The sequence below is a fragment of the Cryobacterium sp. genome (genome assembly GCF_026786305.1).
GTDB lineage: Bacteria > Actinomycetota > Actinomycetes > Actinomycetales > Microbacteriaceae > Cryobacterium.
The window spans coordinates 1-22,583 of the sequence record NZ_JAJAYI010000032.1 but is presented as its reverse complement, the minus strand read 5'-3'; the positions used below and the strand labels follow the sequence as shown (position 1 = coordinate 22,583).

Genomic DNA, 22,583 nt, shown 5'->3' with positions numbered 1-22,583 from the left:
TGGTGGGCTCGAAAAATCGTGCACTGCGGCGGGTCTATTGGCCTCTTGTTCACCTGGCCTTAAGGCTGCTGAGTTGATGAATTGACGAATGCTCTCGAATAATAAAGTTGTGTCGATAGCTCAGTGCGCCGAGCGGATCACGGGAAATGACGCGCAAGAAGTCGTCGCGACCCCTTACCGAATCCCGAGGGGCGACTATTCTGGGCGTTGAGTCCGTCGATGCCTGCTGGGCCACGTGCCCGGACCCATAATCCGCTGGCCCTCCACGACAAGGAGGATCCCATGTCTGACACCATGAGCCATATGCACGTCAAGTCGTTTGACACCCCCGACGAACGCCGCACACCCGAGAAGACCAATCTGGGCGTCAACCACCTCGGCGAATAGACGATTGGCCGCCTGCGCATGGAACCCGGCTGGTCCTGGTCCGAATGCATCAAGCCCGTCGTGCACACCGAGTCCTGCCAGCTGCAACACGTGGGCTACTGCGTGTCCGGAACGCTGGAAACCGTGCTCGATGATGGCGCCACCGCCACAATCATCGCCGGCGACTCATACGCTATTCCGCCGGGCCACGACGCCCACGTCGTCGGTGGCGAAGCATTCGTCGGCATCGAATTCGCCAGCGCCGCCGAGTACGGCATCCCCAAGGGCTGACGGGGAGCATAGCCCGGCATCCGCTGCGCGAAGCGACAAGCTACTACGCTGTGACCACCCCGGCCGGTTGAAGTGAGGTGGTCATGGCAGGCCCGTTGCTCGAGACCAAGTTGTACCTGCCCCAGCGGCGACACGGCCTGGTCGAGCGCACCCGGCTGAACGAGCGCCTCGCCGGCGAGGCCACACTGCTGCTCGTGTCGGCTCCGGCGGGGTTCGGCAAGACGACCCTGCTGACCGAGTGGCTGGCTGCTGACCCCAGGCCCGTGGCCTGGGTCACGCTCGACGCGAGCGACAATGACCCGGTTGTGTTCTGGTCGTATCTGGTTGCCGCGTTGAACAAAGCAACCGGGCTGGCGCTCGAGCCAGCGGTCGTTCCGCTGCTCAACGCCCTGCAGTCACTGCCGATCGAGGTCGTGCTGGTGCTCGACGACTTTCACGTCATCGAGTCGCCTGACGTGCAGCGCGACCTGGCTTTTCTGGTCGAGCACCTGCCTCCACAGGTACATCTGGTCATCGCGAGCCGCTCCGACCCGGCCCTTCCCCTGGCACGGATGCGAGTGCGCCGTCAGCTTCTCGAGATTCGCGCCGACGACCTGCGCTTCAGCGCCATCGAAGCGCAGGAGTACCTCGGCGAGGTGATGGGGCTCACGCTGACCCACGCCGACGTGGCCGCGCTTGACGGCCGCACCGAAGGCTGGATCGCCGCCCTCCAGCTGGCGGCACTGTCGATGCAGGGCCGCGACGACCTCGCCGGGTTCATCGCCGGTTTTGCCGGCGACGACCGTTATATCGTCGACTACCTGCTCGAAGAGGTTCTGCAGCGCCAGCCCGATGGGGTGCAAAACTTTCTGCTGCACACCTCTATATTGGGTCGGCTGACCGGCCCGTTGTGCGATGCCGTGACCGGCCACGGCGGCGGCCGGGCCAGGCTGCAGGCGCTTGAGCGCGCAAACCTGTTTCTGGTCGCGCTCGACGACCGCCGCCAGTGGTATCGCTACCACCACCTGTTTGGTGACGTGCTCCGTGCGCGACTGCTCGATGAGCAGCCCGAGTTGATTCCTGAGCTGCATACGCGGGCGAGCGAATGGTACGAGCAGAACGGCGAACCGCACGAGGCGATCCGCCATGCCCTGGCCGGCGGACATTTTGAGCGCGCCGCCGACCTGATCGAACGTGCCGTGCCCGCGCTGGGCGCACTCCGGCAGGAGGTCACCCTGCTGCACTGGCTCGAGGCCCTGCCCGACGACCTGCTCGCCGCCCGACCCCCGCTGAGCGTTCTGTACGCGGGGACCCTGCTGATGACCGGCAAAACCGAGGGCGTCGAGGCCCGGTTGCAGGTTGCCGAGCGTCTGCTGGGGCAGGGTGGAACCGACCCCGCCGAGCGCAGCATCCTCAGCAAAATCGCGATCTATCGGGCCGCACAGGCGTGGGCGCTCGACGATGCGCCCGCCACCATCACGTACTCCCGGCAAGCGCTCGAGCTGGTCGGAGCCGACGACCTCGCCGAGCGCGGAGCGGCCTCCGGCATGCTGGGGCTGGCCCACTGGGCCAGCGGCGATCTCGCGGTGGCGCACGAGTGGTGGGCTGCTGCGGTGCAGCATTTGCGGCAGGCCGGGCACCTCTCGGACGTGGCCGGGTGCTCCGTCGCGCTGGGTGACATCCGCGTGACACAGGGCCGGTTGGGCGATGCGAAGGTTGCCTATCAGCGGGGTTTGGCGTCTGCGACAGCGCCCGGCGGCTCTGCTTTGCGCGGGGCAGCCGACATGCACGTCGGACTGGCCGAGGTCTGTCGCGAGCGCGATGACGTCGATGCCGCCCGCGAGCACCTGCGCGTCAGTAACGAGCTCGGCGAGCCGGGCGGGTTGCCGCAGAATCCGTATCGGTGGCGGGTCGCCATGGCGCGCACACTCCTCGCTGATGGCGAAGCGGATGCCGCAGTTGACCTTCTCGACGAAGCCGAGCGGGTGTATGTGGGTGATTTCTTTCCGAATGTGCGGCCGGTGGCGGCCGTGCGGGCGGGGGTGTGGGCGGCATCGGGTCGCTTGGGCGAGGCGCTGGCCTGGGCGCGGGAGCGAGGACTGCGCGCTGATGACGAGCTGTCGTACCTGCGCGAGTATGAGCACCTGACCCTGGCCCGGGTGCTGCTGGCTGAGTATGCGGCGGGGCGCGACGAGTGCGTGCTCACCAAGGCGATCCCGCTGTTGGCGCGGCTGCTAAAAGCAGCCCACGCGGGGGAGCGGACGGGGAGTGTGATCGAGATTCTGGTGGTGCAGGCGCTCGCCGAGCATCTCCGCGGGCACCACACTGCCGCGCTCGAGTCGCTGGGGCGGGCGCTGGAGCTCGCCGAGCCGGAGGGCTACGTGCGGCTCTTCGTCGATGAGGGTGCGCCGATGGTCGCGCTGCTGCGGGCCGCGACGAAGCAGGGGATGGCGCCGCGCTTTGTAAGGCGACTGCTCGCATCCGCTGAGAGGGGGCGCAGCGCGCCCGAGCGGCAGAGGCTGATCGAGCCGTTGAGCCCGCGTGAAGTGGACGTGCTGCGGCTGCTCGCGACCGAGCTGACCGGCCCGGCGATCGCCCGCGAACTGGTCGTGTCGCTGAACACTGTTCGTACGCACACGAAGAAAATCTACGCCAAGCTCGGCGTCACCAGCCGTCGTGCGGCGGTGCGCCGGGCCACTGAGCTCAACCTGCTCAGGCGCGGGTAACGCACGCGGCGTAAAGCCCTGCAGCGCCTAGGTTCACCACAATAATCACCACACGTGGTGGTGCCCGCTCACCATGCCGGCTTCTAGGTTTCAAACACCACCGAAACCAAGGAGCCCATCGTGACAGGAGCCCATCGTGACAGGAGCCCATCGTGACAGGAGCCGGCCCTGAACCGCACCGGTTCGAGATCTGTGTCAGGGGGCACCTCGGCCCGCGCTGGGTCGCCTGGTTCGACGAGCTCACCCTCGCCCCGCAGAGCGACGGAACCACCCTCATTAATGGCCTGATTCACGATCAGGCCGCGCTGCACGGTGTGCTGCAGAAGCTGCGCGACACCGGACTGGCACTCGTGCCGGTCACTCAGATCGACGAACCGTAGAAGGAGAACATCGTGTCAACCACAACTATCGCCCTCGAATGACCTCGCTGCGAAAGTCCGCGCTCGCCGCGGGCATCTGCTACCGAGTCACCTTCATCTCCATCCCCACCCTTGGCCTCTACGCGGCGGTGCGCACCGACCCCGGCTACATCATCCGTGCCGGCCCCGACACCGCCGTTATCATCGCTGTCGTGCTCGAGATCATCGTGGCCCTGGGCTGTATCGGCACTGCCGTTGCGCTGTACCCGGTGGTCCGGCGGCGGAACGAGGGAGTCGCGCTCGGCTTCGTCGCGGCGCGAACCCTCGAGGCTGCCACCGTCTTCGCCGGAGTCGTGGCCCTCATGGCCATTGTGAGCCTGCGGCAGGCCGGGGCCGGGGCCGATGCCATCATCACCGGGAAGGCCCTGCTCGCGCTGAACACCTGGACGACGGTGCTCGGCCAGGGCTTCATCCCCGCGCTGAACGCCCTGCTGCTCGGTTCACTGATGTATCGGTCGCGGCTGGTTCCGCGGGTTCTTCCCGTGCTCGGCTTCATCGGGGCGCCGATTCTGATCGCGTCGGTGGTCGGCACGCTGTTCGGGCTCTGGGGTCCGTCGTCGTTGCTGTCGGGCGTCGGCGCGCTGTTGCTGGCCAGCTGGGAGTTCTCCCTCGGCGTCTTTCTGGTCGCCAAGGGCTTCAAGCCGTCGCCCGTCACGGCGGGGCTCTGACGATGCGGGGGCGCAAGACCGGCTACGCCGAACTCACAACCCCCACGCACCACCGAACCGAAGGAGCACCATCATGACCACTACAATTTCAGAGGAGTCACCCCGCCTGAAAATGAGTACCGTCCACATGCTGCTTCTCATCCTGGGGGTGCTCGTGAGCGCCGGGTCGCAACGCCTTCTCGGTGACATTCGACGTTCGCTACCCGGAGCGGCTGTCCCGCTGGAAGGTCTTGGTCACGTCGCGGCTGCTCGCCCTGCCGCACCCGGTCATTGTGGCGGTGTTGGCCGGCGGTTCGTCGGCGGCGTGCAACGGTCAACCCGTGGGCGGGCTGCTGGCCCTGCTGGTGTTCATCGTCGCCCTCTTCCTGTTGTTCACGAAGGTGTACGGTTTTGGTCTGTTCAACCTGATCATGGGAATCAATCGCGGGATATATCGGGTGCTCGCCTGCACATCTCTGCTGCGTGACGAGTACCCACCGTTCCGGCTTGTCCAAGGCACGCTCGAGTGCCCGGCACTGCTCCACCCAACCCCCAAAGGACTAAATTGAGCGCCCCATCACCGCGCGGTGAGACTGTGAAAGCGATCGCGGCTCGAAATCCCTGGAGCGGTACTATCCGCTGACCTCGCAGATGCGTGTGCGGGCTGGTTAGGACGGGGCGGGGACGCCCTCGAACTGTGGGTAGAGGTAGATCGTTGGCACCCAGCGGCGCCAATCCGACGTTCGGTCACCCAGTCTCAGGCGGTGAACCATTTCAATGCGACCGGCGTGCGCCTGGCGGCGCTGCCCGGCACCGACTCCTGCCGTCTCGCCCACAGCCACAGCCACAGATAGCACCAGCAGATGCCCCTTTGAAGTTTCTGGTCAGCCGCAGCAGTCGTCGTGTTCCACGGTCCGCTCGCCGGTCAGGGCTGACACGGGGGCCTTGCACGCATCGCCTCGCCAGGCCTCGAGGCCCTCCCGGATGGCGAAGACGACGAGCACCAACGCTGCACCAGAGTCGGCCCACGTCCACCCGAGCAGGGTGTTCAGCAGCAGCCCGATCAGGAGCGCAGCCGAGAGATAGGAGTAAATCAGGGTTTGTTTCGAGTCCGCGATGGCCGTGGCGGAACCTAGTTTCCGGCCGGCACCCCTTTCAGCCAGGCTGAGGGTCGGGGCCGGAGAATTGCCATGCCACCGCGGCCGCGGACAGCACCTCAACGAGGGAGTCAAGACCGAACCCGATCAGCTCTGGCGACGCGGTTATGCGCCGGCCCCGCAGCACAGCGGCACGCCGCAGGTGTCGTCGGTGCACGCGGCCCCATCGTCGACGGCGAGGACGACCTCAACCAGGCTGGTCAGAGCTTTTGTCAGATGAGGGTCGGCGATCTCATACCGGGTCGACCGACCCTCGGGGATGGCAACGACGATCCTGCAACCGCGCAAGCACGACAGGTGATTCGAGACGTTCGACCGAGTCAGCTCCAAGTCTTGGGCGAGCGTGCCCGGATATCCGGGACCCCCCAGCAGAGCAAGGAGAATCCGTGACCGGGTGGGGTCGGCCATTGCTCGGCCCAATCGATTCATCACGTGCACCCGCGAAGCAATAGTCAGCATCTACTGACTTTACACTGAAGACTGAACTGTCAGGAAGCGGCCAACCCTGCCAGGCGCAGCACGGCTGCCAGACCGGCCGGGGTCCCCGGCCAGTGTTTCGTGATGGCGTCGCTGCCCGCCCGCCTGGTCGCGAAGCGGAGAGCGCTCGCGACGACCAACGCGTCATCGGCATACCCCAGCACCGGGATGAAGTCTGGAATGAGGTCGATCGGAGAGATCAGATACACCAGCAGCACGCCCAACCAGATCCGGACCCCGATCGGCACGGCTCGGTCTGAGGCGAGCCGCTTCAGCAGGCGGACCACGTCCGGGGCGAGACGAAGAAGGTCCACGAGCGACGCACGACCCGGATGTTTGCGTTGCTCGAGCCAGAGAATAAGAACAAGCACCAGCCAGACCACGATCAGACCGGCGATAACGCTGAGGACAACCTGCCACCACTCCGACACGGCTACTCCTCCCCGTGGAAAATATGGATGGATTCCCGGACGGCGTAAGAGACGATGGCGAATCCGGCCATGGCCACGGACGATGCCGTGATCGCGATTGTGGCGAGCACGATCACCCCGACCACTTTCCAGCCCAGCGTGAACCATTCCAGAGGCCTGCCCCGTCGTAGAAGGTCTCCGGCAGTGCCACTAATAGGGAAAGTCGTCATGACCCGATTCTCCCAGTCGATGACCCCAACCCAGTCTTCGCCAGTAGTTCTCCGTACACTCGGGTCTGCTCACACACACGCTGCACCGGCTGCCAACGCTGTCGGTGAGGCAACGTACGATCGAAGGGTGCCCCCGCATTCTCCTCTCCTACAGCGACACGGGCTCGACGCTGCGTGGGTGTGCACTCCCGAGCGCGCGCAGCCGCAGCCGTGGCCGACTATGGGTGCCTGGCTCCACGAACGGCTGTCAGAGTCCGTGGACGTCCCCGGGTTTCTCGGCGACGCGCGTTTTGTCTACGAAACCGGCGCGCCAGTGTTCGGCCGCGACCCCTACCGACCGCACACCTTCGTCTGGTTTCACCGCGACCTCGCCGACGAGGTTGTCGTACCGGGGCCCATCCACCTGATCTATCGCGACGAGCGCATCGTCGTGATCGACAAGCCGCCGTTTCTGTCGACGATTCCGCGCGGTCGGCACGTCGTGCAGAGCGTTGTGGTGCGCCTGCGCGCCCAGCTCGGGCTGCCCGAACTCTCTCCGCTGCACCGGCTCGACCGCGTCACCAGCGGCCTGCTGATTCTGGCTACCGAACGGCGATGGCGCGGGGGCTATCAGTCGATGTTTCAACGCGGAGAGGTCGGCAAGACCTATCGGGCGCTGGCCCCGCTTCGGCCCGGTCTCGAACTGCCCGTCACCGTGCGGAACCACCTCGCCACGCGGCTTGGCCAGTGGCAGGGCGAGGTCGTGCCCGACGCCCCGGCCAACGCCGAGACGCTGATCGAACTCGAGTCCGAGCAGGGCGACCAGGGCAGCTACCGGCTGTCACCGCGCACCGGCCGCACCCACCAGTTGCGCATGCACATGCTGGGCCTGGGTATACCGATCACCGACGACCCGCTCTACCCCGTGGTTCTTGATGTCCCGGTGCACGATTTCCAGCGACCCCTGCAGCTTCTGGCCAGCGAACTGAGCTTCACCGACCCGATCGACGGGGGAGTGCGGCAGTTCGAGAGCGTGCGGCGGTTGCCACTGCTTGGCGAGGGCGTTGGGGCCCTCGGGGCGTGAGGCTGATCACCCCGGCCGAGTGAACCGAATTGAGGTCATGTGACCCGATTTTTGGCCACCCGCTCACATTTCGGTGACCGGAGGTTCCCGGAGTGTGCACCAATCCGGCACCGTTGGTCCGACGATCATGATGGTGAGCGGCTGGGCACCGCCGCGCCGGCGCCTCGGGACGCCGTATCAACGACGGTGAATCGGGCGTGGCCGCGGGATCAGTTAGTGGATGCATCCGCTCGGCTTGGCAGTTGCCAGGCGGGGCGCACGAAGTGGCAGGTGTACCCGTTCGGGTACTTCTCCAGATAGTCCTGGTGGTCGTCTTCGGCCTCCCAGAAGTCACCGGCCGGCTCAACCTCGGTGACAGCCGGGCCCGGCCAGATGCCGGAGGCGTCGACATCCGCTATCGTCTCTTCAGCCACCTGCTTCTGTGACGGCGATGTGTAGTAAATGGCGGAACGGTAGCTGCGGCCAACATCGTTGCCCTGCCGGTTCTTGGTTGACGGGTCGTGAATCTGAAAGAAGAACTCGAGTACTTCGCGGTAGCTGATCACGGCAGGATCGAAGTCGATCTCGACGGCCTCGGCGTGGTCGCCGTGATGACGGTAGGTCGCGTTCGGGGTATCACCGCCCGAGTAACCGACCCGGCTCGATAGAATACCTGGGCGCCTGCGCAACAGTTGCTGGGCTCCCCAGAAGCAGCCGCTGGCCAGAATTGCTCGTTCCGTATTCATTGTTCTCCTCGAGGTCTGTGATGCCGGCCCGAGCCGACATATTGGATGCAACGCTACGCGTCGCGTGAATGTTCCGGGTATACGAACGGCACCTGCCCAGACTCTGAAAGCCCGGGTGCCGAAGTGGCTTGGAGTCGAGGTCTCAGTGGATGACGGCGAGCAGCACGCCGACGCCGATGAATAGTACGCCGAAGATTCGGTTCAGAACGCGCTGACCGTGAGCGTTGCGGGTGAAGCGCTGAAACGAGTGCGCCGTTCCGGCGAAGAAGAACCACATCACCAGAACATCGATAACGATGACGGTCGCGGCGGCGATCAGATACTGCGGAAGCATGGGCTGGTCGACCCGAATGAACTGGGGCAGGAACGCCAGAAAGAACACGATCGCCTTGGGGTTGAGCATGTTGACCCACAGCCCGCGTCGAAACATCGACCAGCGTGGCTCATTACGAAGCGCGTGGACGCTCTCGGCGTCGAGGCCCGGTTTGGCGAGAAATTGACGGATGCCGAGATACACGAGGTAGGCGGCGCCCGCGTAGCGAATGATGTTGAACGCGAGCGGGGAACTGGCCACGAGCAGCCCCACACCGAGCGCCACGATCACGATGTGAATGACAATCGCGGCCTGCTGACCGAGAATGCCCCAGATGGAGCGCCGAAACCCCGAATTGATCGCGTTGCTCATGGTGTTGATCGCCCCCGCGCCGGGCGTGAAACTGATCAGGGTACCCGCGCCGAGAAGGGCCAACCACAAAGAGAACTGCACCGAGCAAGTTTAGGTGCACCCGCCCGCAGGGCGCGAAAGCTGCCGCTGACCTGAAGCCGATTTGCTCCAACGCACGATCGGTTTTCCTCAGGTTCTCGTGATCAGTGGAACCTCGCACAAGCGGCGGCCGGTGCGGTGAACTTCACCGTCTCGACCACATGCCCCACCGCCCCTCGATCACGTTGGCCGGTTTCTCGTCGGGTCAGGTTATCGAGGCTCAGCGCGGCTCGTATGCCTTCGGTAGTCTCATTCCGCGGTCGGCCATGATCTGCCGAACCCGATTCGGGTAGTCCGTGATGATGCCGTCGACACCTAGGTCCATGAGCTCCTTCACTGTGGCCGGATCATCGCAGGTCCACGGAATGATCTTGAGACCGCGGGCGTGTGCCGCAGATACCATCAGCTGATCGGGGTAGAACTGGAACCCGGGGTCGCCGACCTTGCCATTCTGGGGGAACCCATAGTTGGGTGATACTGCGGTCAGGCCGCCGGGAATCGCGGCGGCAGCCGTCGTGACGAGATCGCCGCCGTAGGTGTCTGCGTCGACGCCGCCGAGCCACGGCGAGGCACCGGGCTGACCGACCTGCAGAAAGTCGCGGTTGGTCAATGCCACCAGAGGCCACGTCGGCGCGAGGCTGTGCATTTCGTTCAGTGCCCCCCAGGCAAAGGACTGGATGGTGACCTGGTCCTCGATCCCGGAGGCGTGGATCTCCTCGAAGACCCGACGGACGAAGAGACCTACCGGTGCAGTCTGCTCGGGAGCACCGGCCTCGACCTTCGTCTCGATGTTGAGCTTTATCTGCTGAGCGTGGTAGCTCTTGACCAGATATAACACATCTTTCAGCTCGACCATCCGGAAGCCCTTTATCTGCTCCTGGTCGAGAAAGCCGGGCAGCTGCTGGAAGCCACAATCCATCGTCTTGATCTGAGCCAGGGTCAGATCTTTGATGAATTTACCCACGTACGGGTACATCGGGTCGGCGGACGTAACAGGTGCCGTGTCGCGACACTTTGACGGGCTGATCTGCCGGTCGTGGCTGACGACTACTTTTTCGTCCTTGGTGATTTGGGTGTCCAGCTCCAGCGTCGTGACACCCAGACGCATGGCCTTGCCGAACCCCTCCAGCGATTCCTCAGTGGTCATGCCGATGCCACCCCGGTGGGCCTGCAGATCGAAGTGGGTCTGCTGGGGTCGCAAGCCAGAATCGTCGGCTGCGGCCGCCTGCACCGCGACAGGCGCCATCAAGGCGGGAATTAGGCCCAGGGTGGCCAGGACATGACGTAAGGACATCGGGAGCTCCGCTCAATTCGAATTCGTTTGTAACGTCACAAACCATAGGTTTGAGGCGCACCATTCTGGTTGCCGAAGCGCGCCCCTCTGGTGAACACTCGCGGAACGAACGCCCCGCGTGACGAATGTTTTCATCACCGAGCAGCTCGGGCACGGATTCAGGAGTGGACCGAGAGCACGGCCGCGCCGTTCTCGACCCGTCCTGTCAGGCGGCGGCGGAAGGTCGCGTCCTCCGTGGTGCTGATGTCAACGTCGTACCAGCCGTTTGGGGCCGGCCAGCGGAGCTTCTTCTGCTGTCCGGGCCGCAGGACCTCGATCTGGGCGTGGCTGACGTATTGCAGGGACGTGAGCGTCAGCGTGATGGCAACGGATCCGGTGTTGCTGACTGCGAGTTCCACGTCGCTCGTCGTCCGGTTCTCCGTAATGCTGGCGTCCACGCCCACAGCAGCGCCAGCGGACGTGCCCGATAGCGCGTACTGGAAACCGTTTGGCCCGGAGACGACGAGGTCGAACGTCCCCTTCTTGACCGGAACGTCAACGCTCCGTCGCTTCTGCACGTCGAAGTGCTGCGGCACGGAATATTCGTTCGCATAGCCGTACAGCGTGAAGTGTGTGGAGCGCGGACCGGTGTTCTTCAGTGCCAGCGTCACGCTGCCGTCCTGACGTGCCTGGGCGGAAATCTGCGGGTAGTAGGGCAACGGGCGAGCCGGACGGCTACCGGATTCCTGGAAGGGTGCGGCCTGGGCCGCCGGCGGGGTGGGAAGCCAGCGGGAAGTAGCGGCGGGAACCGGGCCCGGGTGATCCACCTGGGGTTGTGTGCCCGCCGTGGTGAAGTCAAAAACGCTGGTCAGATCGCCGCAGACTGTGCGCCGCCACGCGGAAATATTCGGCTCCTCAACCCCCGTCCAGCTTTCCAGAAAGCGGATCACGGACGTGTGGTCGAAGACTTCTGAGCTGACGAAGCCGCCAATGGTCCACGGTGAGACGACGGTCATCGGCACCCGTGGGCCCAAGCCGATGGGCGAGCCGCCAAACCAGTCATCGCCACTGCCAGACTCCGGTCGCGGCGCAACCGGTGGTGGGACATGGTCGAAGTAGCCATCGTTTTCATCAAAGTTTAGGAAGATGGCCGTCGTCGCCCAGGTCTCCGGGTCGCTGGCGATGGTGTCGAGCAGCCGGTAGACGAAGTTCGCGCTGCCCACCGGGGTAGAGGCTCCGGGATGCTCCGAGTCCGCGGCTGAAGGGACAATCCAGCTGACCTCGGGTAGCTTGTTCGCAGCAATATCAGCTCTCAGCCGATCTAACAGAGTATCCGGATTGCCGCGCCACATTGCCCTGTCGAACAGTGACTTCTCCACCTCGCTGAGTAGCTCACGGCCCTGGCTGAGTTGGCCCAGCAGCCGCTGCTGCTCGGCCGGGGTCCGAGCCGCAAGGCTGTCGTAGAACTCTTCCGTGGTGCGCAGGTGACCGTCCACGGCGGCGAGCATCTTGTGGCCGATCTTCTTGAAGGTCTGAAAGTACTCCACCGCATTGTCGGTGAAGTTGTCCCAATCCTGGTAAATCTGCCAGGACACCCCGGCCTCCTGCAACCGTTCCGGGTAGGTGGTCCAGTCGTAGCCGGCATGGTCATAGCTATAGGCGGCGTTGGTGACGGCGCGGGACGCGGAACCAGGTTCATTACCCACCGTTCCGGACCAGAGATAGTTACGGTTCGGGTTCGTGGACCCGTTGATGGAGCAATGGTAGGCATCGCAGATGGTGAAGGTATCTGCCAGCTCGTACTGCAACGGGATATCCGCACGCTCGTAGTACGTCATGGTCGACGGGCTCTTGGACGGGATCCACTTGTCGTACCACCCGTTGCCCCAAGCCGCGGTCGTCCCGGCCCAGGAATGATCCAACGCGCCCAGATACTGGATATCCGAGGTCGGGCGACCGGCCAGTTCTGCAGCTTTGCGCAATGAGAACGGCAATACGGTCTCACCGTGGACCTCACCGTGGACCGTGGCCTGTTCGAAAACGAATGTGCCACTGGGCAAGCGCAGCGCCGCCTGATCCGCGAAGCCGCGGACTCCCCGCAGGGATCCGAAGTAGTGGTCGAAGGACCTGTTTTCCTGCATCAGCACAATGACGTGCTTGATGGCCTTCATCCCGCCGGGCCGAATCGGCTGCGCCATCGCTGCCTGCACAGAGGGAGGGAGAAGGGAATTGGCGGCCCCCAGGGCCGCTGCGGCCGCTGCAGCGCTCAGGAACCGACGCCGGGAAAAATCTGTGCTGGACATGCGACTACCTTTCATTGATATTCATAAAAAGGGCGCGGAATGACAGTCGCACCCCTCCCACGCCAGCTTCGCGTCCACACCCGGACGGGCGGCAAATGCAACCCGAACGAGGGATGAACATCCTCCGTTGACGCCGGCCCTGATTTGGACCGGCGCAACACTCCGAAACCCGCCAGGACCCAGCGCATTCCTATAGGCAGCCAACGTCGGTTGACAGAACCTCGGTCGACAGAACGTCGGTCGACAGTTGGAGAAGCTTCGACCGCGATAGGGATATCAGCTGGTGACGTGGCTGCGTTGGCGGGGCCGGCGTCTGCTGTTGACAGTGGGGCCGGTAGACGATTTGGCGTTCGAGGTGAAAAATGAATTCCCCGCGTCTGCACGCCGGGTCTATCGAGAGAGAATTATGCCATGAGCGACGAACAGGCGGCACCGGACTCGAAAGGCGTCTCGATCGAACTGCTTGCCGCAGTCGACCTCGGCCCCGAGATTGCGGGCATGGCGGGGCGCCAGCTCCGGATGCGCAAGGTGACCATCGAACCTGGAGGCGTCTTCGGCCCGATTCACGACCACGTGGGTAGGCCGGGCATGGTCTGCATCCTGCAGGGAACGATCACCGACCACCGAAACGGCGCGGCTGAGGAGTACGGGCCCGGACCGGGCTGGCCCGAAGACAGGCACACCACGCACTGGCTCGAAAACACAGGCACGACATCGGCTGTGGAGATCTCGGTCGACATCGTATGGCAGCCCTAGGCTCCATCGAGTCGCTCAACGCCCAGGTCAAGGCCGGTGTGAGGGAAGGACAACCGTCTCCGCCGGGCGACGCCCGTCCCGATCCCGCGACCGCGATTGGCACACCCCCTGCATGGACACCTATCCGGCCGGCGTCACCCGACCCGACGTCGTCAACCTCGAGGACTTCGACGCAGAGCACACGATGAGCTGGAAATCGGATTGCGAACGCTGGCGGGCAGTCATCTCCTCGTGGCGGACGTCGCTTGTCGCATTCTGATTTTTCGGATAAATCCCTCTCGACTCATTCGGCTTGTTGGGACTGTTTCTTAAACGCTGTCGCAGCAGCCGTGATCGACTGCATCGTTGCCCACGCCGACGCCATTTCGCTCACAGGCACCAGCTATCGACTCCAGGGCAACCGAATCACGACCGTGCCGTCCGCCAGAGCCGAGATCACCGCAGAATAGACAACCATCGTGATCTACTTTTCCGCGAGCGTTACTAATCTACTTTTCAACGAGCGTCGACAAGAAGAAACTCAGATGTTCTCATGTCGTTTAGCCGATGTGGTTGCACTATCGGTCTTGCTCGGCACTGGGACAAGTAATAGATCAATCTTGGCGATGCGCCGACGCTTTCCCACCTGCGCCGGAGAGCTTCACCCCTGCGCGACGAATATGAGGTGACATTCATGGAAGCTTCACAAGTGGCACAGGAGCTGGCTTTAGCCGATGATCTCCGAATCCGTGGTCTTCGACGTGGGAACGTCCTCGTGGTTTTTGGATCGCTATCTTTCGTTGGAGCATGGTTGACGCTTCCGTTAGGCGTGTATCTATTGATGACAGTGGCGAACTCTGCTGGTTCACTGGGGCTCGTGGCGGGTGGAATCATTTTGCTTGCGGTGAGCGTCCTCTTGGCTGTTTCCGGAGTACAGGCACTGAAACAATCACTGCGCAAGCACGCGACGGTAACAGCATTTGGGAAGGCCAATCCGGCCTTCGGCGAGGACCGTAAGAACTTGCCGACCGGAGGGGTTCCTCTTAGCTGGATTGGCAACGTCGCGGGCAGCTGAGTTTCCCAGTTGGATAGATGCCCTTCGTTCAACCACGCCGCGCGGCTGTCCCGTCGCGGTAGCGGATCGGCTCGATGGTCGGGATTTTACTCCGAGACGACGCGGCTCACCTTGTGTTCACGCGATCGATGACAAGGGATCACTATGGTGGAGGAAATGACCAGGTTATCTAATCGACCCATTGGAGGTGCGCAGGATGGCGCAGACGAAGACAGATAAGAAGAAAACCACCGAGAAAAAGGCGAAGAAGGCTTTGGCTCTCGCCGAGAAATCGGTGCAGGCGGCGCACAAGGCTGTGCGCGATTCGAGCAAGAAGCTGCGCAAGAAGGCGGCAGGATTGTCCAAGCAGACCGAGAAGCTGGCGGCGAAGCAGGAAAAAGCCGCCCGTCGACTTGCCAAGGAAACCGCGAGAGCCTCTACCGCGACCCGATCGGCTGCGAAGTCCGTGGCGAAGAAGTCTCCGTTCACCCCGCCGCTGCCCTCGCCCCGGCCCGCCGCGCCCACTCTGATCGAGTTGCGTGAAAAAGCGAAGGCGCAGAAGATCGCCGGGTATTCGCGCCTGAACAAGTCCGCATTGATCTCTGCACTGAATTCGTCGAAGCCGGCGTGAAAGTCGTCGCGGTCTTCAGCACCAAAGGAGGTGTCGGCAAGACCACGGCAGCCGTGAGCCTAGCGTTTGAAGCGGCGAGAGAGTTCCGGGTTCTGCTCTGGGATCTCGATCCGCAGGGCGCCACGACGTTCCTGCTGCAGGTGAAGCCGAAGATCAAGGGTGGAGTGGGCTCGCTCGTCGCTGGCCAGAGCCGGGTGACAGCCGCGATCCGGTCGACCACCTATGACAATCTCGATGTGCTGCCGGCGGATGCGAGCTACCGCGATCTCGACCTCGTCTTCGACCACGCGAAGAAGTCGGAGCAGCGGATCGCGAAGATCCTCGAGCAGATCCACCGTGACTACGATGTGGTCATCCTCGACTGCCCGCCAGGTTCTTCGCTGGTCGCGGAGAACGCCGTGTACTCCGCCGACGTCGTCGTAGTGCCGCTGGTGCCGTCGCCCCTGTCGATGCGGTCGCTGGATCAGGTGATGGAGTTCGTGGCCGCATCCGTCTCGAAGGCGCCGATCATCGGGTTCTTTTCGATGGTTGACCGCCGCAAGAGGTCGCACCGCGACACGGTCGAGCAGTTGCCCCTCACGCGCAAGGTAGTGACCGACATCGTCGTTCCCGCCACGGTGCAGATCGAACGGATGGGCGCCGAGCGGGCGCCCGTGGCGGTCTACGCGAACCGCTCACCGGCTGCGCAGGCATACGGCGATTTGTGGAGGCGGGTACAGGAGACGGTGAAGATCAAGAAGGGCAAGCGTAAGAACTGAACGCGTCTGACCTGAGTCGAACGGGACTCGAACGGTTATTACCACTACGCGTGACGGCCGGGTGGGTTCGCGGTGCTCGTCATCGCCTGGCGGTTGGTCGTTGTGCTGGCGGTCATAGTTGTGATCTTTCTGACAGCGGTGATCGTGGGCTCCGTTCAACGCCCCCGAGGTGCTTGGACGCCTGCACCAGTCGCATCGGACTGCGGAGCCACGTCCGGTGAACATCGCAGTTCTCGAGGCCAGCCTTGTGGTCGCGCTTGTCTAATTCGTGGTGGGTCTGGCCTTGACCCCGGTTCGTGGACACGGGTTAAGCGGCGATTCGAACTTCCGCCAGCTGTGATGAATATTGCATCTCGAAGTCCACGGGGCTGACCTGCCCGATCGAGGACTGCCGCCGGCGACTGTTGTAAAACCCGTCGATATAACGGACGATGTCGTTTTGCGTTTGACCGGACCCAGGGAGGTGTTGGCCATGGCCTCTTTGGACTCGTCGGAGGCCACGACTCACTGCAAATGGCAGTCGAGCTCTGCGACGATGTAATCGTCGATGCCGGCGGGGCGATCGATGCCGCGCCTCACGCTCATCTCAAAGTCGACACCGGCCGCCGAGCCGGCGTGAGCGGGCACCTCCCGGTGCAACATGGCATTCTGCGCGGCCAGCCCGACGGGCCTACTCCTTGCCATCGCCGGCACCGACGCACTCGTACTCGCCTCGCTTCCGGCACTGGCAGTACCTGCGCTCTGGCCGGGGTCAGCCCAGCTGATGCCGACCAACATCCCGCGATCAGCGGGTGTAGCGGTGCCCGGCTCGCCAACCCGACTGGCATCATGAAAACCGTCCCCCGCTCGGCCTGACCCGTCAGGCGCACACCCTCGGGGTGATCACAGTGATGGGGGAGTCGAATCTGGTGAACATGGAGTCGACACTGGTCGTTTTCCACAGGGGTGTCTGGTGGGTACACCCCAACTGGACGTCAAGAGGCAGCATTTGGAACTGTCAAGATAGGGTCATTTTTTATTGGTAGAAAGCCCGAGCCGTCTTTTTTTAATCCAACCTGACGTAACAGGCAGGAGAGCCCCGTGACGGGTCAACGAGTTGGATACGTACGAGTCAGCACCCTCGATCAGAACACCACCCGCCAGCTTGATGGCATCGACGTCGACCGGGTGTTCGAGAAAGAGGCGTCAGACAAAGATAAAAACCGACCCGAGCTGGACGAGATGATCAAGTTCGCCAGAGACGTCGACACCGTTTTCGTGCACTCAATGGACCGCCTTGCTCGCAATCTCGACGACCTCCGTTCGATCGTGCGCCGCTCACCTCCAAGAAGGTCCGGGTCGCATTCGTGAAAGAGCAGCCCTCCTTCACGGGAGACGACAACCCGATGGCGACCCTGCTCCTGAACGTCATGGGAGCATGTGCTGAGTTCGAGCGATCGCTGATCCGCGAACGTCAACGTGGCGGCATCGCCTTGGCAAAAAGACGGGGCCCACTCAGCAAGGAAGAAATAGGAGGACTGTTATCAAACAGCCAGCCACCGATGACTCATACCACCGCGGAGGTGAGTCTCCACAACCAGTCCGGTTGGGCGGCCATGTACGGCGCGATTCCCGCGCCGACATCTCGGTCGTTGCCTTCAATCACCACCACGATGACGCCGAGACCATGAAATACTGAATCAAGTACAGCGCGGAAGGCAAGAACTGCAATGAGATTCTCCCTGCCTCACTCGTTCCATCTTGCGGTCGCACTTTAAGAAACTCGAAACTAGCTCGTTACCTCGCGGGCGGGGATGCCGATAGTCACCAACATGGGGGTTGCAATGCTTGCGGAAGCGCGTGAGACGTCCAGCGCGACGGTGATGCTGGTACTGCGCTTCGTCCGTGAGCGCGGTGGCGTCCAAGCGGTCGCTGACGTACTCGCGGCGGCCGGGATCACCCAGTCGGTCGAGGAGTTAGAGGAAGCCATGTGGATCGGCTACGACACCCGCATCCGGCTTTTTGAGGCCGTGACGGATGCCCTCGGCCCGGGGACAATGTTCAAAATTGGCGAATCTGCCGCTGCGGACAGGTTCCATCCGGCTATTGCGCAACTTCTGAGCGCTTTCGCATCACCCCGCGCCGTGTACTACCAGCTCCCGAGGATGGTCCCGAAATTCAGCACGACGTCTTCGCTCGCGCTCGTCACCATCGGTCCCACGGATGCGACGCTCAGCTTTCATCTCCACGACGGATACGCTCCGTCCAGGCTGGATTGCGAGTATGCGCAGGGCCTGTTCTCTGCCGTGCCACGTATCTTCGGGCTGGAATCGGCGCATATCGTTCAAGCCGAGTGCCAGTCGGATGGAAATCCGGCCTGTGTATACCGCCTCACGTGGTCCCGGCGACTGCACTGGTGGTCATGGCGCAGCGGTAGGCGCGCGGCCGATCGTGGATTCGCAGCCTTGCGTGAACAGGTCCAGCGGATACAGCTGGCTGAGGCGGACCTCGTCAGCAGCGACGATATCGGCGAGGTGCTCGCCAGAATCGTGGGTCGCGCGGCAGCAGCGGTCCTCGCGCCGTCCTACCTCTTTGTCGTTAAGCCGACTCACGGCGGGGCGCCGCTCGTGCATTTTTTGGGTCTCACCGATGAGCGAGCCGCGGAACTCGCGCCGCGGCTGCTCGAGGGCGACAGCCTCGGCAGTTCCGCCGTTGTCGTCGACGTGGCGTCGACTCGCCAGGTTCACGGGCGCCTCGCGGCCCTGTACCCGCGGGGGCAGCGTCCCATGGACGCGGACCGGGCGCTGCTCGAGGCCTACGCCAGCCACGCGGCGGCAGCCCTGGACCTCTTCACTGCGCTCGAGGACAGCCGCCGGGAAGAGAGCCGCTCGACGGCGCTGCTCGCGCTGGCTAACGAACTGGCCACCGCCGGCAGCACGAGCGGCGTTGCGGACATCATTGCGGCCGCCCTGCCGACTATCGTCGAGTGCGACGCCGCGGCGGTCCTGCTCTGGGACGCCGGCCTCGCGTCGCTCCAGGCAGTCGCCTGCGACGGCTTTGAGCCGGATGAGCGTCAGGTGCTGCTCGCCACGCCGATCCCGGCCTCGACGACTCCCGAGCTGATCGGACTCCTGACCAACCACGAACCGGTCCTCATCAGGGCGGACGAGGCCAGCCCGCTCCTTGTACAGTTGCTTGGCGCCACTCGGGCCCCGAATGTTGTCGTGGTCCCATTGCTCGATGGCGATCTCCTGATGGGGATCGCGGCCGCCGTTTGGCGGGGTCACCTCACACCAGAGGTGCATCGGGCGGCCTTGACCCGGATGGCCGGGGTGAGCAGCCAGGGCGCAACGGCCTTGCAAAATGCCAGATTGCTCGCAACCGTGCGGCACCAGTCCCTGCACGACTCTCTCACCGGCTTACCCAACCGGGTGCTGTTCGCCGAGCGGCTGGACCAGGCGCTCGGCGAGAACCGGGCACATGCCGGCACGGGCACCGTGGTGATGTTCTGCGACCTCGACAACTTCAAGAAGGTCAACGACGACCTCGGGCACGGCGCTGGGGACGAACTGCTCCGCCAGGTCGCCGCGCGCCTCCGTTCCGAGGTTCGCCCGGGGGATACCATCGGCCGCCTCGGCGGGGACGAATTCGCGGTGCTCGCCACCGATGTGCCATGCCAGTCGACGGCGCTCGAAATGGCCGGACGCATCGTCGACAGCCTCAATGTGCCCTTTCATCTCGCCGGCCAGGACCTGCGTATCTCCACGAGCGTGGGTGTGGCCATCTACACGGGTGAGGGCGGGCGCGGTGAACGGCTCCTCGCCTCGGCTGACACGGCGATGTACGAGGCGAAGAGGACGGGTCGCAACCAGATCGCCGTCTCCGGCGAAACGGCATCCGCCTCGTCACAGCCGTCGCTTGAGACGGAGCTCTCGGTCGCCATCGACCGGAACGAAATGCGCCTGCACTTCCAGCCGGTCCTCAATATTTCCGCCGCCGGTGGCATCAGGGTTGTGGGTGCCGAGGGACTCATTCGCTGGAATCATCCGCGCCTGGGGTTATTGGCGCCGGCCGCATTCCTTCCGCTCGCGGAAGAGACCGGCATGATCACCAAACTGGACCTGTGGGCGATGGAGAACGCGTGCGCGGCGCTGGCAGGCTGGGCGCAACCGGGTGACGAGCCGTTGCACGTCGCCGTCAACCTCGCAAGCGCGACGCTGGTCGACCCCCGGCTGCTGCCGACGGTGCGCGCCGCCCTCACCAGAAACCATCTCTCGCCCCGACGCCTCATTCTCGAGGTCGTCGAGAGCCGTGCACTGATCGACCTGCCCGGCGTCGTCGAACGACTCACCGAGCTCCGCCAGCTCGGCATCCGGATCTCACTCGATGATTTCGGAACCGGGTTTTCCACGCTCGCGTGGCTCAATTCCCTGCCGGTCGATCAGATCAAGATCGATCGCACCTTCATCATGGATATTCCTGCCCGGTCCTCCGTCGCCCTCGTGCAGGGGATCCTCGCGCTTGCGCAGAAGCTCGATATCGAAGTCGTGGCCGAGGGCGTGGAGACCGTTGACCAGCTCGACACCCTCTCCGAATCGGGCTGCGCGCTGGTGCAGGGCTACCTGCTCGGCCGCCCTGCTGCGATCTTCGACCCGGCAGCACTCGAACGATCCAGCAATCGCGACCTGGTGTTGTTGGCCGCACACGACACCGCCCGGGGGCAACGGGCGTTGTCGGGTCGAACCGGGAGCGGCGTGCACGGGGAGCTTGATCCTCGAAACCGTCCATAGTCGCTTTCATCTTTCGGATGAAAGTCGACGGCCACGGAGTCGAGGTGACCTGCGAGGTCCTGCGCGCGCAGGGTGTCCTGGTTACTTCTTGGGTCTTCGTGCCTCGAAGACCTGCGCTGTCGCCCAAACGCACCCTTTTTGACGCCGTCTCGGTCGACCGGCTGATGCGCCTCGAGGGTATGAACGGCCTCGTGCGCGGACGTAAGCCACGTGGGACCGTGGCCCACGAGGGCCTCGTGGTGTCGATTGGGACCATCGGTGACGCCAACGGCAAACCGGGTTGAAAATTCAAATTATTATTTTTTGGTTTGGACCCAGTTCGGGGCACTACTCCAGAACCGGGTGGCACTTGAACGGGCGCAGATGGAGCGGATGCGTTCTCGGCTCTGGCGCTTTCTTCTCGCGAGTGGCAACGTGGATAACGCGCAAGACGAGACGAGAGGGTGTCGATCGTGTCAGAGTCACAGCGAGTATTCGATCAACGACCGCTGACTACCTCGACGGGCGCTATCTGGCTTGTGGTGGGCGGCGCTCTCACGCTCCTCTGCGGCGCCCTGCTCTTCGCTATGCAGTGGCTCAGCCCAGCCGGGGTCGCGACGACGGGACTCGTTATCGTGGTGGCGCTGTACGCGGCGATGGTGGTCATCCGCTTTGCCGTGAGCCGTAAGCGACTCAAGCTCGGTATCCTCGCGACGCTCACCCTGCTGATCGTGATGGTCTTCCTCATCTGTGGGGGGATCGTCACGGTGACAGAATGGGGCGCGGTCAGCACGGCATAACGACGAGCGCTCGCCCTGGAGGGGGCGGGCTCTCGTCGTTCCTTTGTCGGGCCTACGATTCCGGTGTGATGGCGCAGGATTTCGCGCTGTCACCAGAGGCGACCCAGCAGCCCAAACTATCGTCGAGCACTCAGGTCACAGACGGGCTGAGCATGGTGATGATTCCTGATTCTCGCCCTACGTCAAACGCCGAACTTGCTATCAACTGCTGGCTTCAGGCAACCCTGACACGTAGGGTTGAGGTCTCGCAACAACTCGCCAAGCCTGTTAGGTCTGGAGGACACAGCTCAAATCGGGGTGTGGAAAGGGTAAGGCCCATGACTCGTGAGCATCTCTCGGCGGCAGAACCAGACGAATCCGACCTCGAGGTCACAAAACCCAAAGACTGGGCCGCGGGCATGCCCGGCGTATACCACTCCATGAAGCCGGCGTTGGAGAATCTGGGCGTCATCCGTACCGGCAAGACGATGCTCGCCCTCAACCAGAAAGACGGCTTCGACTGCCCCAGCTGCGCCTGGCCGGACCCCACTCACCGCAAGACCTTCGAATTCTGTGAGAACGGCGCGAAAGCCGTCACCTGGGAAGCCACACCGGTCACCATCGACTCGGACTTCTGGGCCCAGTATTCTATTGACGACCTGCTGGAGAAGTCGGAATACTGGCTCGGAATGCAGGGGCGCCTCACCGAGCCGGTCTATAAGCCCGCCGGCGCTGACCACTACCGACCGATCAGCTGGAACGACGCGTTCTCCGTCTTGGCCACGAAGCTCAACGCTCTCACGTCCCCAGACGAGGCCGCCTTCTACACGAGCGGGCGCGCCTCGAATGAGGCCGCCTTCGCGTACCAACTTTTCGTGCGCGCTTTCGGAACGAACAACCTGCCTGACTGTTCGAACATGTGCCATGAGTCAACCGGATGGGCCATGGGCCAGACGCTGGGCATCGGCAAGGCCACGATCAGCTACGACGACTTCGCCCAAGCCGATCTCATCATCATCATGGGCCAGAATCCGGGAACGAACCATCCG

General features: G+C 63.6%; 24 protein-coding genes and 2 pseudogenes. 16 read left to right on the top strand and 10 right to left on the bottom strand.

Features of this window, described 5'->3' with window-relative positions; all coding sequences use genetic code 11:
- The first annotated feature begins 405 nt into the window (after positions 1-405).
- From LH475_RS03335 to LH475_RS03315, 5 genes are all read left to right on the top strand, one after another.
- On the top strand, positions 406-657 hold the full coding sequence (locus tag LH475_RS03335) for a hypothetical protein (RefSeq protein WP_327012229.1): 252 nt from the start codon (positions 406-408) through the stop codon (positions 655-657).
- Between the two features lie 83 nt (positions 658-740).
- Positions 741-3,362, top strand: a complete 2,622-nt coding sequence (locus tag LH475_RS03330) for a LuxR C-terminal-related transcriptional regulator (RefSeq protein ID WP_297412866.1) — start codon at positions 741-743, stop codon at positions 3,360-3,362.
- A gap of 152 nt (positions 3,363-3,514) precedes the next feature.
- The gene (locus tag LH475_RS03325; RefSeq protein WP_196845291.1) at positions 3,515-3,742 is read left to right on the top strand and encodes a hypothetical protein; all 228 of its coding nucleotides are present in this window, start codon (positions 3,515-3,517) and stop codon (positions 3,740-3,742) included.
- 38 nt (positions 3,743-3,780) lie between these two features.
- Positions 3,781-4,449, top strand: coding sequence for a DUF4386 domain-containing protein (locus LH475_RS03320; RefSeq protein WP_196845293.1), 669 nt, complete (start codon positions 3,781-3,783; stop codon positions 4,447-4,449).
- Positions 4,450-4,631: 182 nt separating this feature from the next.
- Complete coding sequence (locus LH475_RS03315; protein WP_196845294.1) at positions 4,632-4,997, top strand: hypothetical protein; 366 nt, start codon at positions 4,632-4,634, stop codon at positions 4,995-4,997.
- 315 nt (positions 4,998-5,312) lie between these two features.
- Here LH475_RS03315 and LH475_RS03310 read toward each other — a convergent pair.
- The 4 genes and pseudogenes from LH475_RS03310 to LH475_RS03295 form a co-directional block, all read right to left on the bottom strand.
- Positions 5,313-5,694, bottom strand: a pseudogene (locus LH475_RS03310) (cobalt transporter); the annotation flags it as partial.
- Entirely contained in the window at positions 5,691-6,044 is a 354-nt protein-coding gene (locus LH475_RS03305) for a metalloregulator ArsR/SmtB family transcription factor (RefSeq protein ID WP_196845296.1), read from the bottom strand. The gene LH475_RS03305 and the pseudogene LH475_RS03310, both read right to left, overlap by 4 nt.
- A 29-nt stretch (positions 6,045-6,073) precedes the next feature.
- Positions 6,074-6,493, bottom strand: coding sequence for a DUF1232 domain-containing protein (locus LH475_RS03300; RefSeq protein WP_297412865.1), 420 nt, complete (start codon positions 6,491-6,493; stop codon positions 6,074-6,076).
- A 2-nt stretch (positions 6,494-6,495) separates the two neighbouring features.
- Complete coding sequence (locus LH475_RS03295; protein WP_297412864.1) at positions 6,496-6,702, bottom strand: hypothetical protein; 207 nt, start codon at positions 6,700-6,702, stop codon at positions 6,496-6,498.
- A gap of 256 nt (positions 6,703-6,958) precedes the next feature.
- On the opposite strand from LH475_RS03295, the gene LH475_RS03290 reads away from it, so the two are divergent.
- Entirely contained in the window at positions 6,959-7,765 is an 807-nt protein-coding gene (locus LH475_RS03290) for a pseudouridine synthase (RefSeq protein ID WP_297412862.1), read from the top strand.
- A 209-nt stretch (positions 7,766-7,974) separates the two neighbouring features.
- On the opposite strand, the gene msrA is transcribed toward LH475_RS03290, so the two are convergent.
- The 4 genes from msrA to LH475_RS03270 all read right to left on the bottom strand — a co-directional run bounded on the left by msrA (position 7,975) and on the right by LH475_RS03270 (position 12,829).
- On the bottom strand, positions 7,975-8,490 hold the full coding sequence (gene msrA / locus LH475_RS03285; RefSeq protein ID WP_196845301.1) for a peptide-methionine (S)-S-oxide reductase MsrA: 516 nt from the start codon (positions 8,488-8,490) through the stop codon (positions 7,975-7,977).
- Between the two features lie 142 nt (positions 8,491-8,632).
- Positions 8,633-9,256: a LysE family transporter gene (locus tag LH475_RS03280; protein WP_196845303.1), complete on the bottom strand. Its 624-nt coding sequence runs from the start codon at positions 9,254-9,256 to the stop codon at positions 8,633-8,635.
- Positions 9,257-9,473: 217 nt separating this feature from the next.
- The gene (locus tag LH475_RS03275; protein WP_196845305.1) at positions 9,474-10,547 is read right to left on the bottom strand and encodes a glycerophosphodiester phosphodiesterase family protein; all 1,074 of its coding nucleotides are present in this window, start codon (positions 10,545-10,547) and stop codon (positions 9,474-9,476) included.
- Between the two features lie 158 nt (positions 10,548-10,705).
- Positions 10,706-12,829 (bottom strand): phosphocholine-specific phospholipase C, encoded by a 2,124-nt coding sequence (locus tag LH475_RS03270; protein WP_297412861.1) that lies wholly within the window; start codon positions 12,827-12,829, stop codon positions 10,706-10,708.
- 411 nt (positions 12,830-13,240) lie between these two features.
- Here LH475_RS03270 and LH475_RS03265 point away from each other — a divergent pair, with 411 nt between their 5' ends.
- The 5 genes from LH475_RS03265 to LH475_RS03245 all read left to right on the top strand — a co-directional run bounded on the left by LH475_RS03265 (position 13,241) and on the right by LH475_RS03245 (position 16,007).
- Positions 13,241-13,585 carry a cupin domain-containing protein gene (locus LH475_RS03265; protein ID WP_196845309.1) on the top strand — a complete coding sequence of 115 codons (345 nt, stop codon included), beginning with the start codon at positions 13,241-13,243 and terminating at the stop codon, positions 13,583-13,585.
- A gap of 112 nt (positions 13,586-13,697) precedes the next feature.
- Complete coding sequence (locus LH475_RS03260) at positions 13,698-13,844, top strand: hypothetical protein (protein WP_196845311.1); 147 nt, start codon at positions 13,698-13,700, stop codon at positions 13,842-13,844.
- Positions 13,845-14,258: 414 nt separating this feature from the next.
- Positions 14,259-14,639 (top strand): hypothetical protein, encoded by a 381-nt coding sequence (locus LH475_RS03255; protein ID WP_196845313.1) that lies wholly within the window; start codon positions 14,259-14,261, stop codon positions 14,637-14,639.
- A gap of 196 nt (positions 14,640-14,835) precedes the next feature.
- On the top strand, positions 14,836-15,249 hold the full coding sequence (locus tag LH475_RS03250) for a Rho termination factor N-terminal domain-containing protein (protein WP_297412860.1): 414 nt from the start codon (positions 14,836-14,838) through the stop codon (positions 15,247-15,249).
- Positions 15,246-16,007 carry a ParA family protein gene (locus LH475_RS03245; RefSeq protein WP_196845315.1) on the top strand — a complete coding sequence of 254 codons (762 nt, stop codon included), beginning with the start codon at positions 15,246-15,248 and terminating at the stop codon, positions 16,005-16,007. Before LH475_RS03250 ends, LH475_RS03245 begins: the two co-directional genes overlap by 4 nt.
- 307 nt (positions 16,008-16,314) lie before the next feature.
- Here LH475_RS03245 and LH475_RS14505 read toward each other — a convergent pair whose 3' ends face one another.
- Together LH475_RS14505 and LH475_RS03240 are read right to left on the bottom strand one after the other, a co-directional pair.
- Positions 16,315-16,515, bottom strand: a complete 201-nt coding sequence (locus LH475_RS14505; RefSeq protein WP_366145583.1) for an IS3 family transposase — start codon at positions 16,513-16,515, stop codon at positions 16,315-16,317.
- Positions 16,512-16,691, bottom strand: coding sequence for a hypothetical protein (locus tag LH475_RS03240; protein WP_196845316.1), 180 nt, complete (start codon positions 16,689-16,691; stop codon positions 16,512-16,514). The genes LH475_RS14505 and LH475_RS03240 overlap by 4 nt, the downstream gene beginning before the upstream one ends.
- Positions 16,692-17,087: 396 nt before the next feature.
- On the opposite strand from LH475_RS03240, the pseudogene LH475_RS03235 reads away from it, so the two are divergent.
- The 5 genes and pseudogenes from LH475_RS03235 to LH475_RS03215 all read left to right on the top strand — a co-directional run.
- Positions 17,088-17,497 (top strand): annotated as a pseudogene (locus LH475_RS03235) (recombinase family protein); the annotation flags it as partial.
- A 333-nt stretch (positions 17,498-17,830) separates the two neighbouring features.
- Positions 17,831-20,776 (top strand): EAL domain-containing protein, encoded by a 2,946-nt coding sequence (locus LH475_RS03230; RefSeq protein ID WP_196845317.1) that lies wholly within the window; start codon positions 17,831-17,833, stop codon positions 20,774-20,776.
- Between the two features lie 17 nt (positions 20,777-20,793).
- Positions 20,794-21,060 carry a hypothetical protein gene (locus LH475_RS03225; RefSeq protein ID WP_196845318.1) on the top strand — a complete coding sequence of 89 codons (267 nt, stop codon included), beginning with the start codon at positions 20,794-20,796 and terminating at the stop codon, positions 21,058-21,060.
- A gap of 168 nt (positions 21,061-21,228) precedes the next feature.
- Positions 21,229-21,555, top strand: a complete 327-nt coding sequence (locus LH475_RS03220; protein ID WP_196845319.1) for a hypothetical protein — start codon at positions 21,229-21,231, stop codon at positions 21,553-21,555.
- A 317-nt stretch (positions 21,556-21,872) separates the two neighbouring features.
- Positions 21,873-22,583: molybdopterin-dependent oxidoreductase (locus LH475_RS03215; RefSeq protein WP_297412859.1), on the top strand; the 711-nt coding region annotated here is incomplete at its 3' end.

Excerpts from the sequence above, each read along its gene's own strand:
- LH475_RS03335 (WP_327012229.1), top strand. The coding sequence starts at position 406 with ATGGAACCCGGCTGGTCCTGGTCCGAATGCATCAAGCCCGTCGTGCAC.
- LH475_RS03330 (WP_297412866.1), top strand. The coding sequence starts at position 741 with ATGGCAGGCCCGTTGCTCGAGACCAAGTTGTACCTGCCCCAGCGGCGA.
- LH475_RS03320 (WP_196845293.1), top strand. The coding sequence starts at position 3,781 with ATGACCTCGCTGCGAAAGTCCGCGCTCGCCGCGGGCATCTGCTACCGA.
- LH475_RS03305 (WP_196845296.1), bottom strand. The coding sequence starts at position 6,044 with ATGCTGACTATTGCTTCGCGGGTGCACGTGATGAATCGATTGGGCCGA.
- LH475_RS03295 (WP_297412864.1), bottom strand. The coding sequence starts at position 6,702 with ATGACGACTTTCCCTATTAGTGGCACTGCCGGAGACCTTCTACGACGG.
- msrA (WP_196845301.1), bottom strand. The coding sequence starts at position 8,490 with ATGAATACGGAACGAGCAATTCTGGCCAGCGGCTGCTTCTGGGGAGCC.
- LH475_RS03275 (WP_196845305.1), bottom strand. The coding sequence starts at position 10,547 with ATGTCCTTACGTCATGTCCTGGCCACCCTGGGCCTAATTCCCGCCTTG.
- LH475_RS03270 (WP_297412861.1), bottom strand. The coding sequence starts at position 12,829 with ATGTCCAGCACAGATTTTTCCCGGCGTCGGTTCCTGAGCGCTGCAGCG.
- LH475_RS03265 (WP_196845309.1), top strand. The coding sequence starts at position 13,241 with ATGAGCGACGAACAGGCGGCACCGGACTCGAAAGGCGTCTCGATCGAA.
- LH475_RS03260 (WP_196845311.1), top strand. The coding sequence starts at position 13,698 with ATGGACACCTATCCGGCCGGCGTCACCCGACCCGACGTCGTCAACCTC.
- LH475_RS03255 (WP_196845313.1), top strand. The coding sequence starts at position 14,259 with ATGGAAGCTTCACAAGTGGCACAGGAGCTGGCTTTAGCCGATGATCTC.
- LH475_RS03250 (WP_297412860.1), top strand. The coding sequence starts at position 14,836 with ATGGCGCAGACGAAGACAGATAAGAAGAAAACCACCGAGAAAAAGGCG.
- LH475_RS03240 (WP_196845316.1), bottom strand. The coding sequence starts at position 16,691 with ATGGCAAGGAGTAGGCCCGTCGGGCTGGCCGCGCAGAATGCCATGTTG.
- LH475_RS03230 (WP_196845317.1), top strand. The coding sequence starts at position 17,831 with ATGCTTGCGGAAGCGCGTGAGACGTCCAGCGCGACGGTGATGCTGGTA.
- LH475_RS03225 (WP_196845318.1), top strand. The coding sequence starts at position 20,794 with ATGAAAGTCGACGGCCACGGAGTCGAGGTGACCTGCGAGGTCCTGCGC.